The 16,118-nt window shown below is 29.7% G+C and carries 9 protein-coding genes; 2 read left to right on the top strand and 7 right to left on the bottom strand.

All coding sequences use genetic code 11. The features are described 5' to 3' along the window. Window positions 1-3 precede the first annotated feature (3 nt). Complete coding sequence (locus QEJ31_RS04590; RefSeq protein WP_280592601.1) at window positions 4-2,061, bottom strand: site-specific recombinase; 2,058 nt, start codon at window positions 2,059-2,061, stop codon at window positions 4-6. An 85-nt stretch (window positions 2,062-2,146) separates the two neighbouring features. Here QEJ31_RS04590 and lepB point away from each other — a divergent pair, with 85 nt between their 5' ends. Further along, window positions 2,147-2,854, top strand: coding sequence for a signal peptidase I (lepB, locus tag QEJ31_RS04585; RefSeq protein ID WP_280592600.1), 708 nt, complete (start codon window positions 2,147-2,149; stop codon window positions 2,852-2,854). Here lepB and argF read toward each other — a convergent pair. From argF to QEJ31_RS04565, 4 genes are all read right to left on the bottom strand, one after another. Further along, entirely contained in the window at window positions 2,851-3,795 is a 945-nt protein-coding gene (argF, locus tag QEJ31_RS04580; protein ID WP_280592599.1) for an ornithine carbamoyltransferase, read from the bottom strand. The genes lepB and argF overlap by 4 nt on opposite strands. 1 nt (window position 3,796) lies before the next feature. Next, window positions 3,797-6,919, bottom strand: coding sequence for a carbamoyl-phosphate synthase large subunit (gene carB / locus QEJ31_RS04575; protein ID WP_280592598.1), 3,123 nt, complete (start codon window positions 6,917-6,919; stop codon window positions 3,797-3,799). After that, a complete protein-coding gene (gene carA / locus QEJ31_RS04570) occupies window positions 6,912-8,033 on the bottom strand; it encodes a glutamine-hydrolyzing carbamoyl-phosphate synthase small subunit (protein ID WP_280592597.1) in 1,122 nt (373 codons plus the stop codon). Before carA ends, carB begins: the two co-directional genes overlap by 8 nt. A 102-nt stretch (window positions 8,034-8,135) precedes the next feature. Further along, on the bottom strand, window positions 8,136-8,858 hold the full coding sequence (locus QEJ31_RS04565) for a VTT domain-containing protein (protein WP_280592596.1): 723 nt from the start codon (window positions 8,856-8,858) through the stop codon (window positions 8,136-8,138). A 111-nt stretch (window positions 8,859-8,969) separates the two neighbouring features. On the opposite strand from QEJ31_RS04565, the gene QEJ31_RS04560 reads away from it, so the two are divergent. Next, window positions 8,970-10,868 carry a prolyl oligopeptidase family serine peptidase gene (locus tag QEJ31_RS04560; RefSeq protein ID WP_280592595.1) on the top strand — a complete coding sequence of 633 codons (1,899 nt, stop codon included), beginning with the start codon at window positions 8,970-8,972 and terminating at the stop codon, window positions 10,866-10,868. A gap of 49 nt (window positions 10,869-10,917) precedes the next feature. Here the strand turns inward: QEJ31_RS04560 and QEJ31_RS04555 are convergent, their stop codons facing one another. After that, window positions 10,918-12,429: a hypothetical protein gene (locus QEJ31_RS04555; protein ID WP_280592594.1), complete on the bottom strand. Its 1,512-nt coding sequence runs from the start codon at window positions 12,427-12,429 to the stop codon at window positions 10,918-10,920. An 854-nt stretch (window positions 12,430-13,283) separates the two neighbouring features. After that, on the bottom strand, window positions 13,284-16,115 hold the full coding sequence (pheT, locus tag QEJ31_RS04550) for a phenylalanine--tRNA ligase subunit beta (protein WP_280592593.1): 2,832 nt from the start codon (window positions 16,113-16,115) through the stop codon (window positions 13,284-13,286). Between the last annotated feature and the right edge of the window lie 3 nt (window positions 16,116-16,118).

Here is a 16,118-nt window from a genome sequence, read left to right as displayed (position 1 = left end):
AAATTATTTTTTTGAATAAGGATACAAAAATTCAAGTGGTGAAGAAATAAGTCTTTTAAATAATGCAACTCTTATTTGTTTTCTTTCCAAACTTTGAACTTTTCTAGCTCTTATAGCGACAGAAAGAGCTAAATAAAAACTTACTGAAACATTTAAAATACCAATCATTATAATTCCTAAACAAGCATTTATAAACTCATATTTATTTACATTTGTAAAGTCCAATGCTGATAATGCAAAAGCGAAAGATCCTGAGGCTAAAGTTACATGTCGTATATCTAAAAGGATACCAAAAAAATTACCAAATTGAGGAGTCATTCCTAACATAAAACCTAAAGAAATATTTCCCCCAAATCCAGAGATATTATTCGCAAAAAATTTAGAAATTTTTTCACTTTTTTCACTTCCTAGTAAAAAAATAAGACGTTTGTTTTTTGCAATTGCTTCTGGAAGTCTTCTATAAACAGCCCAATTTTCAATCCATCCCGCAGCTAAACTAGAAAACCATAATAAAAAACCAGTAAATATTGCATAAAAAATACTGGGTCCAAAAATACTAAAGGAATGGATCGTTGCATAAGCTTTTTCAGGTGTAATAGCGCTATGCCCAGTTATTTTTTTGTAAAGAAAATCAATTAATAAAGAAATTGGAACAACAAGAATAATATTTCCTAAAATAGCAGAAAATTGTGAACGAGTTAATTTTGTTATTTCATCTACAAAACTATTTAAGGAAGAACTTTCTTTAATATCATGTAATTTTCCTGCAAGCGCAGCTGCTGTCATTGAAGGTTGTTTAGTTGCTAGTGTAAAACCGCAAAGTTGAATAAATACAAAACTAGCTGCATAATTTATTGAAGCAAAAAATCCTTCAAAAAAGTGAGGTAATTTAGTTGTTACGATAAAGAATTTAATAAATGTTGTAAAAGCAGTAACTATACCACCTCCTGCGGCACATTTAAACATGTAAAAATATTCTTTTTTATTGCTGGTTATATAATGTTCACCTGTTTTCCCAGCTCTTTCTGCAATTTTTCTTGATAATTGATTTAAGTTTGTTTGAATCAATGCTTTTAAGCTTTTTTTTGCTAAACTTTCTTTAATAAGTTTAGAAATAAAATTTTGAATAATATTTGAATTATATATACTTTCTCTTGAATACAAGAAAATTAGTAGAACTTCTAATCTATCTAGGTGGAAAGTTAATTTTTCTAATTGATAAACTAATGTTACGCTAATTCCATAATCTTCTAAGTGTTGAAAAACTTCTTGAATTGCATATCTACATAATTTTATATTATGATTACATTTTAATATTGAGTTAATAATTACTTCAGTTTTTTGCAAAGTTTGAAAATTTAAAAATTCATCAATAGATTCGTTTAAAAGTAAAAAAGGAGATTCCTTTACTGATGTTAAGTTGGTTCTTTTTCTTACCCCATCAGATAGTCCTATTGCATGAATTTGGCTAACAATTATACATATCGCTTCAGTAATTTCAAAATGAATTTTCTCCCATAAATTTTCATTAGTTGATTGAAATTCAAATAGTTCTATAATTTTTACTATTGTTTCTTTTGTTAAGTTTTTAACCCAAATAGCATCTTCAGTGCGGGGAAATATTTTTAAAAAAAGTTCTGAAAGTTCTTTGTCATCTGGGGGTGTAGGAATTAATTTATTTAAAAATCTATCAGTGGCTTCTTGTAAAAAACCGACTTCTTTAGGAAGACCTGTATCACAAAAAAGTTGTAAAGAACTTGTTTCTTGAATGACGGAACGGAAAATTTTAGAAACGGCAATTTTCCATTCAATATTTCTATCAAGTAATTGCAAAATAAAGCTAACTCTTGCAGTATGAATTTGGCCTATCGAAGAATCAAATTGGAGTGGAATTTTTTCTGTAGAACGAATCCAATACATTAGCTTTTGAATCCAAAGAATTCTCTCTTCTAATGAAACGTCTGGATTGGCACTGGAAAGGATAGAGTTTAAATCGTACTTTAAATTGCCAGCATGTATGAACTTATCAACTCCGCTTGCTATATGCTTAAATAATTTCAAAATACAACTCCTTTTACATATACTCGCAATTGTGTCAGTGTATGATATACCCTGTTTGACTCTTGTAAATGAGGTTTTAGATTATATGAACAAAGGTAAGCTAATTCAGGAACTCCAATCAATTATAACGATTATATCAGTTATTTTCATTTTTCGATCTACCTTCTTAAATTGGTATGTTATTCCAACTGGTTCTTTATTACCAACTTTGAAAATTGGGGATCATGTCATAGTAAATAAATTATCATATGGAATCATGTTGCCATTTATGCAAACCCGAATCTATAGTTGGTCTCAACCAGAAAGAGGAGATATAGTGGTCTTTCAAGGACCAGAATCAGAAAATAGTTTGACTTTAATTAAAAGAGTTGTTGGAATACCTGGAGATAAAGTTTCCTTTACGAATGGAATATTAACAATAAATGGTGTTCTTGCCAAGCAAGAATTTCAGACGAATAGAGCCATTATGGAAAATCTTGGAGGTGGGGAGACTGGTGATGAGTATAACTTATTTCTTGAATCAGGCTTTAGCAAAGAACCGCATTATATTTTGAAAAGAAAATCGAATAGTTTAACAGATACAGAAACTCAAGTTTGGGTTGTTCCAGAAGGGAAATTACTTGTTATCGGCGACAATCGAGATAATTCTGCGGATGGTAGATTTTGGGGCTTTATGGATCAAGACAGAATCTATGGTAGAGCTTTTAGCATTGCATACTCTACATATGATCAACCAGGAACTATTATTCCTGGCTTTAGAAATGATAGGTGGTTTGTTCCAATAAAAAATTAATTGATTAAAGTAGCAAGCATTACAGCCTTAATGCTATGCATTCTATTTTCAGCTAAATCAAAAATAAATTTATTGTTTTCTTCAAATATATCGCTAGTTATTTCCAAGTTTTTATATGCTGGTAAACAATGAAGGACAAAACATTCTGAGTTTTTTGTAGCTGACATTATTTTTTTGTTTACTTGATAAGGTAAAAGTTCTTTGCATTTCTCTTCATTATTACTGTTTTTTTCTTCACCCATTGAGATCCAAACATCAGTATAAATACAATCAGCATTTTTTACTGCTTCAATGGGATTATTTAAAATAGAAATCTTAGCTTTGGAGTTTTTACTAAGCTTAATGCATTGCTGTACTATGCTTTGATCTGGATAGTACCTTTCTGGACAACTAATAACAATCTCCATTCCCATTATACTGCTTGCAATTAAAAGTGAATGAGTTACGTTGTTATTCCCATTTCCTAAATAAACAATTTTTTTTCCATTTAATTTACCTAAATATTCTTGGCATGTCATAATATCTGCAATTGCTTGAGTCGGGTGATGAATATCTGTTAAGGCATTCCACACTGGAACATTTGCATAATTAATTAACATTTCAAGAGTTTTATGCTTAAATCCCCTGAACATAATCCCATCAAACAATCTTCCTAGAACTCTAGCTGTATCTTCAATACTTTCTTTTTCACCTAAATGGATATCTCTGCCAGATAGTGATTCTGCATGCGCACCCTCATCATGCGCAGCTACAATAAAGGAACAACGGGTTCTGGTGCTTGGCTTTTCAAATATTAAAGCAATATTTTTATTTTGCAGTCTTTTCGGAAAAATATTACTTTTCTTTTCTTTCTTTACCTGATGGGCTAAATTCAAAATATAATTAAACTCATCAATATTTAAATCAAACAGATTATTTAATGATCTTCCTTTAAGATTCATGTTACATTCCCTCATTTAAAAATAATAAAGCTTTTAGAGCTGAATAAGTTGAACGAGTAGTTGAAGCAATTGGAACTTTATATTGAACTGCAACTTTTAATAATTGGGGAATGAATTCAAGATCTAAATTTTCACTATCTTTTAGTGAAATTAGAAGAATAGCTATCTTGTTATTTTTTATCATTTCTATTACATTATTTTTATCAGAATTTTTATTTAAATGAATTATTTTTGAGGTAAATTTTGTATTAATAGCGAGTTCGTTTTCAAGAACTTTAAAATAAATATCTTTTGTGCAATTTAAAATTTCTCCGCTTAAATTTAAATTATATCCGGCGGCAATAAAGCCTTTAGCATATAATTCACCTAAAGTATTTGCTTGAACCATCACTTCTCCAATAGAACGCATTTCTGGCCCAAGTTTAGGAGTAAAAGATGGGAATTTATGAAAAGGGAATACTGGTACTTTTAAGGAGTATTTCTCATGCGAATTAAATTTAATATTTTGTGTTAAATTTATTATATCCATTCCTAAGCAAATTTTAGTACCAAGATTTGCCATTGAAATACCTGTTGCTTTGGATAGAAATGGGATTGATCTTGAACTTCTTGGGTTTACTTCTAAAACATATAATTCTTCGGTATAAAGAGCAAATTGTATATTCATCAACCCTATTACAGCTAATTCAAGGGCAAGAATTTTAGAGGTTTCAAATATTTTCGAACGAAGTTCTGCATTGACATGCAGGGGCGGAATAATGCAGCTGCTATCTCCAGAATGAATACCGGCTTCCTCAATGTGCTCCATAATTTCAGGGATAAATATGTCTTTTCCATCACATAATAAGTCTATATCAAATTCAATTGCACCGTTAAGATATTTATCAATTAAAACTGGTTTTGAAGGATCTAAATCAAGAGCTTGATCAAAATATTCAATCAATTCTTTTTCTGTATATACAATTGCCATTCCACGCCCACCAAGAACAAAGGAAGGGCGAATTAATACGGGATATTTAATTTCATCAGCAATTTTAATTGCATCTTCTTTTGTCAAAGCGGTACTAAATTTTGGAGCAGCAATTTTATTTTTTTGTAAAATAGAACCAAAAAGTTTTCTATCTTCAGCTAACTCTATTGATTTAAATGATGTGCCAAGAATTTTAAATCCAGATTTTTCAATTTTTTTTGCTAATTTTAATGGGCTTTGCCCGCCAAATTGAATTAATACGCCAGCAGGATTTTCTGCTTGCAAAATATCTAGAACATCTTCATTAGTTAATGGTTCCATATATAATTTATCAGAGATATAAAAATCAGTACTTACCGTTTCCGGATTAGAGTTTATTAAAATGGCTTCATAACCTAATTCCTGTACTGCTTTTACGGCATGGACACAGGAATAATCAAATTCTACTCCTTGGCCAATACGATTAGGGCCGCTTCCTAAAATAACTATTTTTTTATTTTTAGATACTTTATTCTCATTAAATGATTCATAAGTTTTAAAGTAATAGGGCGTTTGGGCTTCAAATTCTCCGGCGCAAGTATCAACCATTTTAAAAGTAGGTTTTATTTCATAATTCATTAAATAACGTTCTATCTCATCGACAGCTAAATTTTTTAATTCAGATATTTGTTGATTACTAAAACCATATCTTTTAGCTTTAAAAAGAGTTGAATATTCTAGAGGAATATTTGCGCGAATTATTTCTTGCTCACAATCAAACAATTCTTTTAACTCATATAAAAACCATTTGCTGATTTTTGTTAAATTATAAATTTCATCAATAGAGATTTTTAAATAAAAAGCATCTTTAATATAACTAAATAAACTAGGGGTCGCATTTGAAAGCAATTTTTTTATCTGATTTTCTGAATAAATAGACTTTGAGCTTTGCCAGCCATCAATATTTTGTTCTAAAGAACGCCAAGCTTTTTGAAATGCATCTTTGAAGCAACGCCCAAATGCAATAACTTCTCCAACTGATTTCATTTGAATTCCTAAAGTTGGATCAGCGTCTTTATATTTTTCAAAATCCCATCTTGGTATTTTTACCACGACATAATCAATTGCGGGTTCAAATGCAGCGCTAGTCGATTTCGTAATTTCATTTTTTATTTCATCTAACGTAATACCAACAGCTAATTTAGCAGAAATTCTTGCTATAGGGTAACCGGTAGCTTTTGAAACCAACGCCGAGCTACGAGACACTCTTGGGTTCATTTCAATCACGACAACTCTTCCAGTGTCAGGATGAATTGCAAATTGAATATTAGCTCCACCGGTTTTCATTCCAATTTTTTCAAAAATATCTTTTGCTGTGTTCCTTAAAAATTGATATTCTTTATCAGTTAAAGTCACGCATGGAGCTATAGTAATAGAGTCACCGGTGTGGACTCCCATTGGATTGATATTTTCTATACCACATATTACGGCAAAATTTCCATTGCAATCACGCATAACTTCTAATTCATATTCTTTCCAACCAATAATAGACTCTTCGATTAAAATTTCATGATTAGCACTTGCTGAAAATGCGGCTTCAATTAATTGCAGAAATTGCGTGTGATTATAAGCAATTCCGCCCCCTGTACCTCCTAAAGTAAATGAGGCACGAATAATTAGCGGGAAATTTAATATTCCAGCTAGTTTTATTGCTTCTTCTTTATTTTGAACAAGATCACCTTTTACTACATCATACCCTAATTCTAAAACTAGATTTTTAAATAGTTTTCTATCTTCAGCTAAAGAAACGGTATGAGGATCAACTCCAATATTTTTTACATTATATTTAGACAAAATACCTTTTTCAGTAAGTTCCATAAATAAATTTAAAGCAACTTGACCACCCATTGTAGGAAGGATTGCGTCAGGAAGTTCATCTTGAATTATTTTCGAAACGTATTCTATTGTTATAGGCTCAATATAAATTTTATCAGCTGTTTCTTTATCTGTCATAATCGTAGCTGGATTAGAATTTATTAAAATAATTTGATAACCTTCAGCTTTTAATGCAAGACAAGCTTGTGTTCCAGAATAATCAAATTCACAGCCCTGTCCAATTTGAATTGGACCTGAACCTATAATCAATATTTTTTTAAGGTCTAAATTTTTAGGCATTATTTTTCTCTTTTTTAAAAGTATTCATCAATTCAATAAAGTATAGAAATATTTCTTCTGCATCTCTTGGGCCAGGATTTGCTTCAGGATGAAATTGAACTGAATAAATTGGCAAAAATTTATGCTTCATTCCTGCCAGAGTATTATCGTTTAAATGGAGATGAGTTATTTCAAATTCGTTTTTTATGTTTTCGATATCAACTACAAAATTATGATTTTGTGAAGTTATCATGACCTTATGAGGTACTGTAAGAAATGATTTTACTGGGTGATTTATAGCATGATGTCCATTGTTTAGCTTGTTAATTTTTGCTCCAAAACTCAGACCAATCAATTGATGTCCAAGGCAAATACCAAAGCAAGGATATTTTATTAAGATTTTTTGCATGTTTTCTAAAATACTTGTTTCACTTGCTAAAATATTTGGGTCTCCTGAACCATTGCTAAAAAAAATGCCATCCGGTTGGATGGCATCTAAAGCTTCAATAGAAAAAGGGTATTGGATAAGCGAGATATCGCATCCTAAATTAGATAAACATTCAAGAATTCCTTGTTTTATTCCAAAATCAAAAACAGCTACTTTGTATTTTTTTTCTTGATCTTTTGTAGTAATGCAGTGATTATTTTCTGTTTTGCTATAAATAGAAACAGTATTTGCTAAGTTTTTTTTCTGGGTATGTTTCAATTTTTCTTTCAAAGAAATGATGTCATTATCTGTAGTTGAAATGATTCCATAAAGGCAGCCTGAATCTCGAATTTTTTGCACTAATAATCTGGTATCAAGATCAAAAATGGCAGACTTTTTTTGATTATATAAAAATTCATGCAAGGATTTTTTTGAACGATAATTGTCAGCATAAGCAGGAATATTCTTGCAAATTAATGCTTCTGCATACATATGTTTTGATTCTAAATCATCGAGAGTAATGCCTGTATTTCCAATATAACTATTAGTAAAAAGAACAATTTGTCCTAAATACGAAGGGTCAGACAAAACTTCTTCATATCCAGTCATAGCAGTATTAAAAACGATTTCTCCGCTGGTTTCCATTGGAAATCCAATACTTTGGCCATGAAAATAGGAGCCATCTTCTAATAATAAAGATGCCTGCATAAATATTTCTCCATTAAACATAATTTTAGGAATTAAATTGACGACTAAATGCGAGGCCTCACCATTTAGCCAAAAATTGGATTATAATTGCACTCAAAATTGTTACTTGTCAATCTTTTTTTTTGTAGATGGGTGTTTTTTTAAAATTAATTCACTTATGAGTTTTAAAACAATTGGAGAAATTGCAATGAATAGCATAATAAGAAGAAAGTCAGGGGTAATAAGATCATTAAAGCTTTTAAATTGCTGAATTTGACTTCCTGCATAAGAGTAAACAACTATTATAGGTAAAGTACCTACTTGTGTTGCAAAATAAAAATGTTTTGTAGGAATTCGGGTAAGTCCCATACCTATATTAATAGCAATAGCTGGTATAACAGCGGCTAACCTAACTGATAATAAATAAACCCAACCATCCTTTTCAAATCCTTTAACTATATATTCAAATTTTTTATTAAACTTTTTTAATAAATGAATTTTAATAAAAATTGTTCTAACTATTAAAAAAGATGAAGTGTAGGAAATAGAGACCAAAAAAGAAAATAATATAGTTGTGATAACTGGTCCTAACAAAGCTCCGCCTAATAAAACAAAAAAGGGGCCAATGAAAGGTATAAATGCTATATTTAGTAAATAAAAAATAATAGATAAGAAGATAATAAAAATAATTTTATTTTGTAAATAAAGAGATTTTAAACTATCAATCTGATCTTTAAAAAAGCTAAAGGCTTTTATCTCTTCTTCGCTGTTAGTAGTTATATTAAGATATCTAGCTAGTAAAAAAGCTAGAACGATAATACTTATTAAAATTATTTTGTTTTTCACACGATATCCTTTAAAACTAAACCTAAGAAAAGAGACATTCACTTTCTGGTATAGAATTTGAATTCTTTTAATATCATGACATATTTTATTTTATAGATACAGGTCGCAAAAATGAAAGAAAGCTTCAATAAAAATGACTACGGATTTTGGAATTCCCCTTTTCAGGCAAAAGATTTAGCGAGTAAATCAATCTCATTTACCGATTTATTTATAGACAATGGCGTCGTTTACTGGGGAGAATCAAGACCCGACGAAAAGGGAAGAAATGTTATTGTATCTATGCATCCGGATGGTTCAATCCAAGATGAAACACCGCCTGAATTTTCAGTCGGTACTATGGTGCATGGTTATGGTGGCGGAGCTTTTCTTGTAAAAGAGAATCAACTTTATTTTGCAAATAGTAAAGATGGAATGGTTTATCATAAAAATTTAAACACTAAAGAAATCAATCCTGTTACGTTCCCTTTTGAAGGAAGATTTGCGGATTTTTCTTTAGATAGTAAGAGAAAATTTTTATATTGTCTGAGAAAAAATGATTCTACGCAAAATCAATTTCCTCCAACAGAAATTGTAAGAATAAATTTAGTAACGAAGGAAACTGAAGTATTATTCACGGGTAGTGATTTTTATAGCAATCCTTCTGTAAGTCCTGACGGAAAAAAACTTTGTTGGTTGCAATGGAATCATCCCAATATGCCGTGGGATAATAATGAACTTTTTGTTGCTGATATTTCTTCTGAAAATATAATAACTAATAGCAAAAAAATCTTAAATTCTTCAGTAGGCGCATGTTACCAGCCAATATGGAGTCCCAAAAATGAACTTTTTGTTACATTTGATGGAAATAATTACTGGAACATATATAAAATAGTTAATGATTCTTTCGAAATTATCTTAGAAAAAAAGAGTGATTTTGGAAGACCTATGTGGATTTCAGGAACTAGAACTTTTTCCTTTCTGCAAGAGGATATTTTAATTGTTACTTTTTGTGACAACGGAATGTGGAAAACAGGAAAAATATATTTAAAAAATAATGGATTTGTTGAAATTAATAATAATTTATCTACAATTTATAATATTGCTGCAGATAATAATCAGTTTGTTATGTTTGCTGGAAATAGTTTATTAGCTCTAGCAGTTGTTTCTTCAAATATAAAAGAACCATTTAAATTTAAGATTTTGAGAAAATCTTTAGATGATTCCTTTCCTTCTAATTATATTTCAGAGCCAAAAGAAATTGAATTTACAGCTCGAGATAATAAATCTGTTTATGCATTTTATTATCCTCCTTTTAATCCTGAATATTTAAAGGATGAAAATAATCTTCCACCATTGATTGTTAAAATTCATGGAGGTCCAACAGCAAATGTTGATTGCTTGATGAATCCAAAAATTCAATATTATACTAGTAGGGGCTTTGCTTATTTAGAGGTTAATTATCGAGGTAGCACGGGATTTGGTAGATCTTATCGCGAAGAATTAAAAGGAAAATGGGGTATTAAAGATGTAGAAGATTGTTTGGATGCAGTTAAATATTTGATTCAAAAAAATTTAGTAAATAAAGACAAAGTAATTTTAGCAGGAAGTTCATCAGGTGGATATACTCTTCTATCTACATTAGTTAAAAATAATAAATTTCTTTGTGCTTCTTGTACTTATGGGATTGCTGATTTAATTGCTATGACTGAACATATTCATAAATTTGAAGCATACTATGATCAATCTTTAATTGGTGGATCAATTCTCACTGATAAAGAATTATACTTTAATCGTTCTCCAATAAATTCTGCAAATGAAATTAAAACACCGATTATTTTCTTTCATGGTGATAAGGATCCTGTTGTAAATGTTAAACAAACCGAAAAGATAGCAACTGCATTAAAAGAAAATAATATCTATCATGAGGTTTATATATTTTCAGGAGAAGGGCATGGATTTAAAAAAGCCGAAAGTATAGTAAAAGTTTTAGATAAAGAATTAAAATTTTTTCAAAAGTATTTATCCAATTAAAATCATGAAAGACTTTAATTGGTTTTAAATGAAATGAATTAGAAAGTAGTTATTTTACATCTAGAGTTTCTTTTTGCAAAAATCTTATATAATTTATAATTTCATTAAACTCAGTATCTGAAATACCAAATGCTTTACTTGCATTAGATCTTGCTGCAATGATTTTTTCAACAGCTAAATTTGCAAATTTTTCTTTAAGATCTTGGTAGTAAATTGCAATAAAAGAAGCTAATTGGTTGCTATTTGCAGTATTTATATTCACCATTGAATAATGTATTTTTCCATTTCTATCTTGGATAATTGGAATATAATTATTTAAGGCTGAAATTGTTGAAGCTGCAACAGCAATTCCATGAGGTACTTGCCCATTTGTAGGCAATGTCTCCATTGGAGGTTGAACCGAATGTATGCCATTTCTACTTGAAAAATTATATGCGGCTGTTCCTATAATTTTTACCATTCCATCTGAAGTAGTCCATCCTAAACCATAAGTTTCCTTTTTAGGGGAATTATAATCAACAATTACATATTGATTATCGCGAATTGGTATAAGTTCATTGTTAAGATTTTCAGATAAGATGTTTTTTATACCTTCTTTACTATTAGGATCACCGCCTAAAGCATAAATAAGTTGATCTACAAAGATTGATTCTTTTCCAAAGTTTTCATTAAAATTAATTTTTACTTTTGGTTTTGATAATTTATTACCTTTATCATCAAGATCTCCTTCAGACATATAAATAATTGATTCTACATCTTTGATTTGTCTGATGGCTTCAGTTTTTTTTAATATAAGATAATTTCGATCACCTGCTACAGCTGCTTCTTTAAATTTGTCTTCACCTGGTTTACCAGGGCGCGCAAACCAATAAAATTTAAGAGGCTGGCGTTCATCAATTACATCGGCAACCCAAGCAGCAGTTGCACTACCTCCATACAATGCTACAGTTAAAGGTTCAGTTGTATAATACTTGCTTTCTTTACTTAAGTATTCTACAGCCTCTTGAATTTGGACAAAACCAAGATTGTTCGATTTTTTATGTGCATCTTGAATTAAATTAGACAGATTTCTTTGTGGAGGAATGCCTGTTGTTAAAATAACTTCATCAGCTTGAATTGAAATATGATCCATGTTTTTGCTACTAGCATTGACAATCACTTTTTTTCCATTTCTTGAAATATTTTTAACTAAGTATTCTGAATAAACAATTGCATTATCTCTATAGTTATTTTGTTGAGATAACTTGTTAAGTTCAAATTGATAAGTGCTAGAATCAAGAAATCCGGTCAGATTATTTTTGCCATCAGCATTTATAAAGGCAGGTATTATTTGACCTGGTAAATGTAGGATATGGGCTGTTTGACCCATTTTATGTTCTTTAAAATTATCCCATAAGCCATTTCCTCCTATGACAATTGTTTTCCAGTTATCAATTGATGCAGTTCTGCGAAATACTTGCGCTGATGTTCCATTTCCAATAATGACTCTAGTTTTATATTCTGCAAAAGCTTTAAATTGAAAAATACATAGTGATAAAGATGTTAATAATATTTTTTTCATAATATAAAGATCTCCATGTAATGTTTACTATGTTTAACAGCAAACTACATCCTTATAATTCTGCTATTATTAAAAAATATTTGATTAAAATATCCATATAAAATATCTATATATAAAAGGCATTTATAACTAATTATGAGTTAGTAGCCTTTCAAATAGTTTTAAGATGGCCATCTATATAACTATTATAAATTTAGAATAATTCTAAATTTAAATATTGTCAATAAATTTTACTTTGAAAAGAGGCAGAATTTATGGAACTAGTTTTTTAAAAGAATAAAAAATTTTCAAAAATATTTAACCAATTAAAAGTTATCAATCACTTCCATTTTATTGTCAGGCAAATTTTAGATTCCTTTTACAATATTAATTTTGTGGAATTCCTCTTTAGTTGAAAATTCATTTATTTTAATAACTTTTAAAACTATTTTACACAATTATTTATATGATAAAATTAAAAACATATTTGTGAATAAACTAAAAATTGGGACGAAAAATCTTAAATTACTTATATCATTTGTAAGATAAGTTCCTAATCTACAAAACCAAGCAACTGCTCCTGGATGATCATAGTATCCTAGAGATAAATCTCTGGACCAATCCCAATAATAAGCTTCTATGTCTGCAATTGGAATGTGTTTGCTCCAAATTACATGGAACGTAAAGAATATGGTAAGTAGGAAAAAAGAATTGATAGTTTGGCAATTTTTTTTAAATATTCATTTATAAAGACTTTAGTTTTAAAAATCACTTGAGTTTCTTTCTTTTTTGCTTTTAATCTTTTATATAAAGAATAATTCAAAATAAAATAAAAAGAAACTCGTCAAATTTTAAACAATAAATATTTTAGAAATTTATCCTCTTAATTCGGCTTTAAATTCAGAACTAAGTACTTGTATAACTGTATTTGATATTTTTTGAATATCCTTTTCAGTAAAAGTTCTTTCCGTTGGAATTAATTGAATATTAAAAGCTATAGATTTTTTATCTTCTGGGACACCTTTACCCCTATAAATATCAAAAATATTTAAATCTTGAAATATTGCAGGTGTTTCATTAGAAAGAAGATTTTCTAATGAGCTTCTAACTTTATCTTGAATTTCTTTTGCTGTTATATCTTCATTAATTAGAAAAGCAAAATCTCTAGAAACTGTAGGAAATTTTTGAGTTAATGCTGTTCGCTTAATAAAAGTTTTTGGTGCATTTAATTGTTTTATTAATAAAGAAACATTTATTTCAAACGCAAGACAAGGAACATCTATTTCATAGTTGCGCATTGTTTGTGGGTGCAGTTCTCCGCACCAACCAACAGAAACAAATTCATTATTTTGTGACTTTAAATATATACCCACCCTTCTTCCTGGGTGTAATGCAGCAGCAAAAGGGTGAAATTTTAAATCTTCAGATTCTTTATTTTTATCATCAGTTATTCTAATGACAGAAGGCTCACATTCCATACAACTTAGTAGGGATGAAACGTGTGCAATAATGTCATGTAAAGTCCATTTTATAGCAGAAGTATTTTGCCAATTTTTTTCTATTCTATTGCCAAATACTACTCCAGCTAATCTTGGAGTTTCAACTGGTCTTCCAAGTTGAGTTTTTTCTTTTGTATAAGCAAAACCTTCTTTAAAATGGTATTCGCTATGCGGAATATTTGTATTTTTTAGTTCTGTAGTTATAAATTCTTCCAAATTATTTTGTTCAAAGATTCTGTTTCCTTCAATATCACGGTTTTGAAATGTGCGACAAATATGAAATAGTTGTCCACTGTTATTGCCGTAGCTTAAATTCTTCGCAATTTTTCTAAGAAGATCTGGAATCAGTGTTGTATGTAGAAAGGGTTCATCACCTATTATTGGATTCAATAAAGCAACAGGTTCACCTAACGAATTTATGGTTTCTAGTTTTAATTTTTTGTGTTCATCAGACCGCATAAAATGTAAACTAATAACTTCACTATATCCTAAAGAGGTACAACGTGAACTTAGTTTTTCAAAGTGTTTGAATTGATTATCATCATAATTAACATTCGTTAATGTTACCATCGGAGTTGCTGGTACTAAATCAATTCCTTCTATTCTTATAAATTCTTCGACTAGATCAGCTTGTCCATCAATATCTAAACTTCTCCAAGTGGGGACGTTAATTAAAGCTGATTTTTCCGTTACATTGCTTAGCTCAAAGCCAAGGGAAGAAAGTATTTTTAATTGTTTCTCAAAAGGTATAATATTTGCACCTAGAATTTTTTCTTGTGCAGTCGATAAAAAATTAATTTTATTAATAGGAAATTCAGTTTTTATTTCAGATTTTTTATTTTTATCGTGAGAATGAACTGTTCCACAATAAATTGGTTTAATATTTTGTAAATTTTCCATTAGAGCAAAATATTCTGCTGCGGCAAAAAATCTTTCAGCGGCATCAATTCCTTTTTCAAACATGAAACTTGCTTCAGTTTGTCTAGCATGTCTTCTTGAAGATCTTCTAACAGCTACGGAATGAGGATTGGCAAATTCAATCACTATTTTTTTTGTATCTTTTGTTACTTTGGAAAATTCTCCGCCTAAAACTCCAAGTAAACCTTGAGTTGTTTCTATATCACTTATAACTTGGTCACTAGGGTCTAATGTTCTTTCTTTTCCATCTAATCCAGTAAATTTTTCATTTTCTATAGCTTGCCTTAAATAAATCTTCTTTTCATTAGGATTTTTTGAGTGTAATTTTTCTAAATCAAATGCATGACTAGGTTGCCCAAATGCAAGTAATAAATAATTTGAAATATCGACTATGTTATTTATAGAGTTTTGACCAAGATTTTCTAGTAAATTTCTTAACCAAGCTGGGCTCGGTTTAACTTGCACTGAGTCAACTAGCATAAAAAATGCAGGAGTATGAATAGAGTTTTCTGCGGAAAAACTGATATGACCACATTTTAATTCTATATTTTTTATAGCATCATTTTTAACTGTTTCAGGTTTGATAGAGTTTTTAATGGAATATTTGTCAGAGGTATTTCTTGTATAAGGGATATTTAAATTCTCAAAAGCAGCCGCTATTTCTCTTGCAACTCCGGCATGAAATAACATATCTGGTCTATTAGGTGTGACACTAATTTCTAATAAAGTATCTGAAATTTCTAACACTTCAAATATTGGGAAGCCTAAATATTCATTTAGATAGTCTTGAGGCTTACCGCCTTGCTGATCTTCAGATATTTCCCAAATACCATCGCCATCAAGTTCTTTAATTACTGGTAGTCCAAGCTCTTCTCTTGAACACAGCATACCATTACTTTCTACTTCACGAATTTTAGAACATTTAATTTCTATGTTATTTGGTAAGATTGTTGATGGAAGCGCCACAGCAACATATAAACCTTCTCGTGCATTTTTTGCACCACAAACAATTTGTTTGTATTCTTTGTCTCCAATATTTACTTGACATATCTGTAATTTACTAGCGTTTGGATGGGATTCTGTTTTTTCAATTTTCCCAATAACAACTGTTTCAAGGCCTTCTCCTTTTTTGATAATACTATCAATTTCAAAGCCTTGTTTCGTTAAATTGGGAGTTATTTTAGGAAGGTCATATGTTTGAATGTCTATTGATTTTCCATTGATATTATATTTTTGTGTTACTTTAGGAAGAGTAATAAATCTTTCTATGAATTTTAGACTAGCGAGCATTTT

Origin of the sequence: Pigmentibacter sp. JX0631, assembly GCF_029873255.1 — a bacterium.
Classification (GTDB): Bacteria; Bdellovibrionota_B; Oligoflexia; order Silvanigrellales; family Silvanigrellaceae; genus Silvanigrella.
This window is presented reverse-complemented; position numbering and strand designations above follow the sequence as displayed.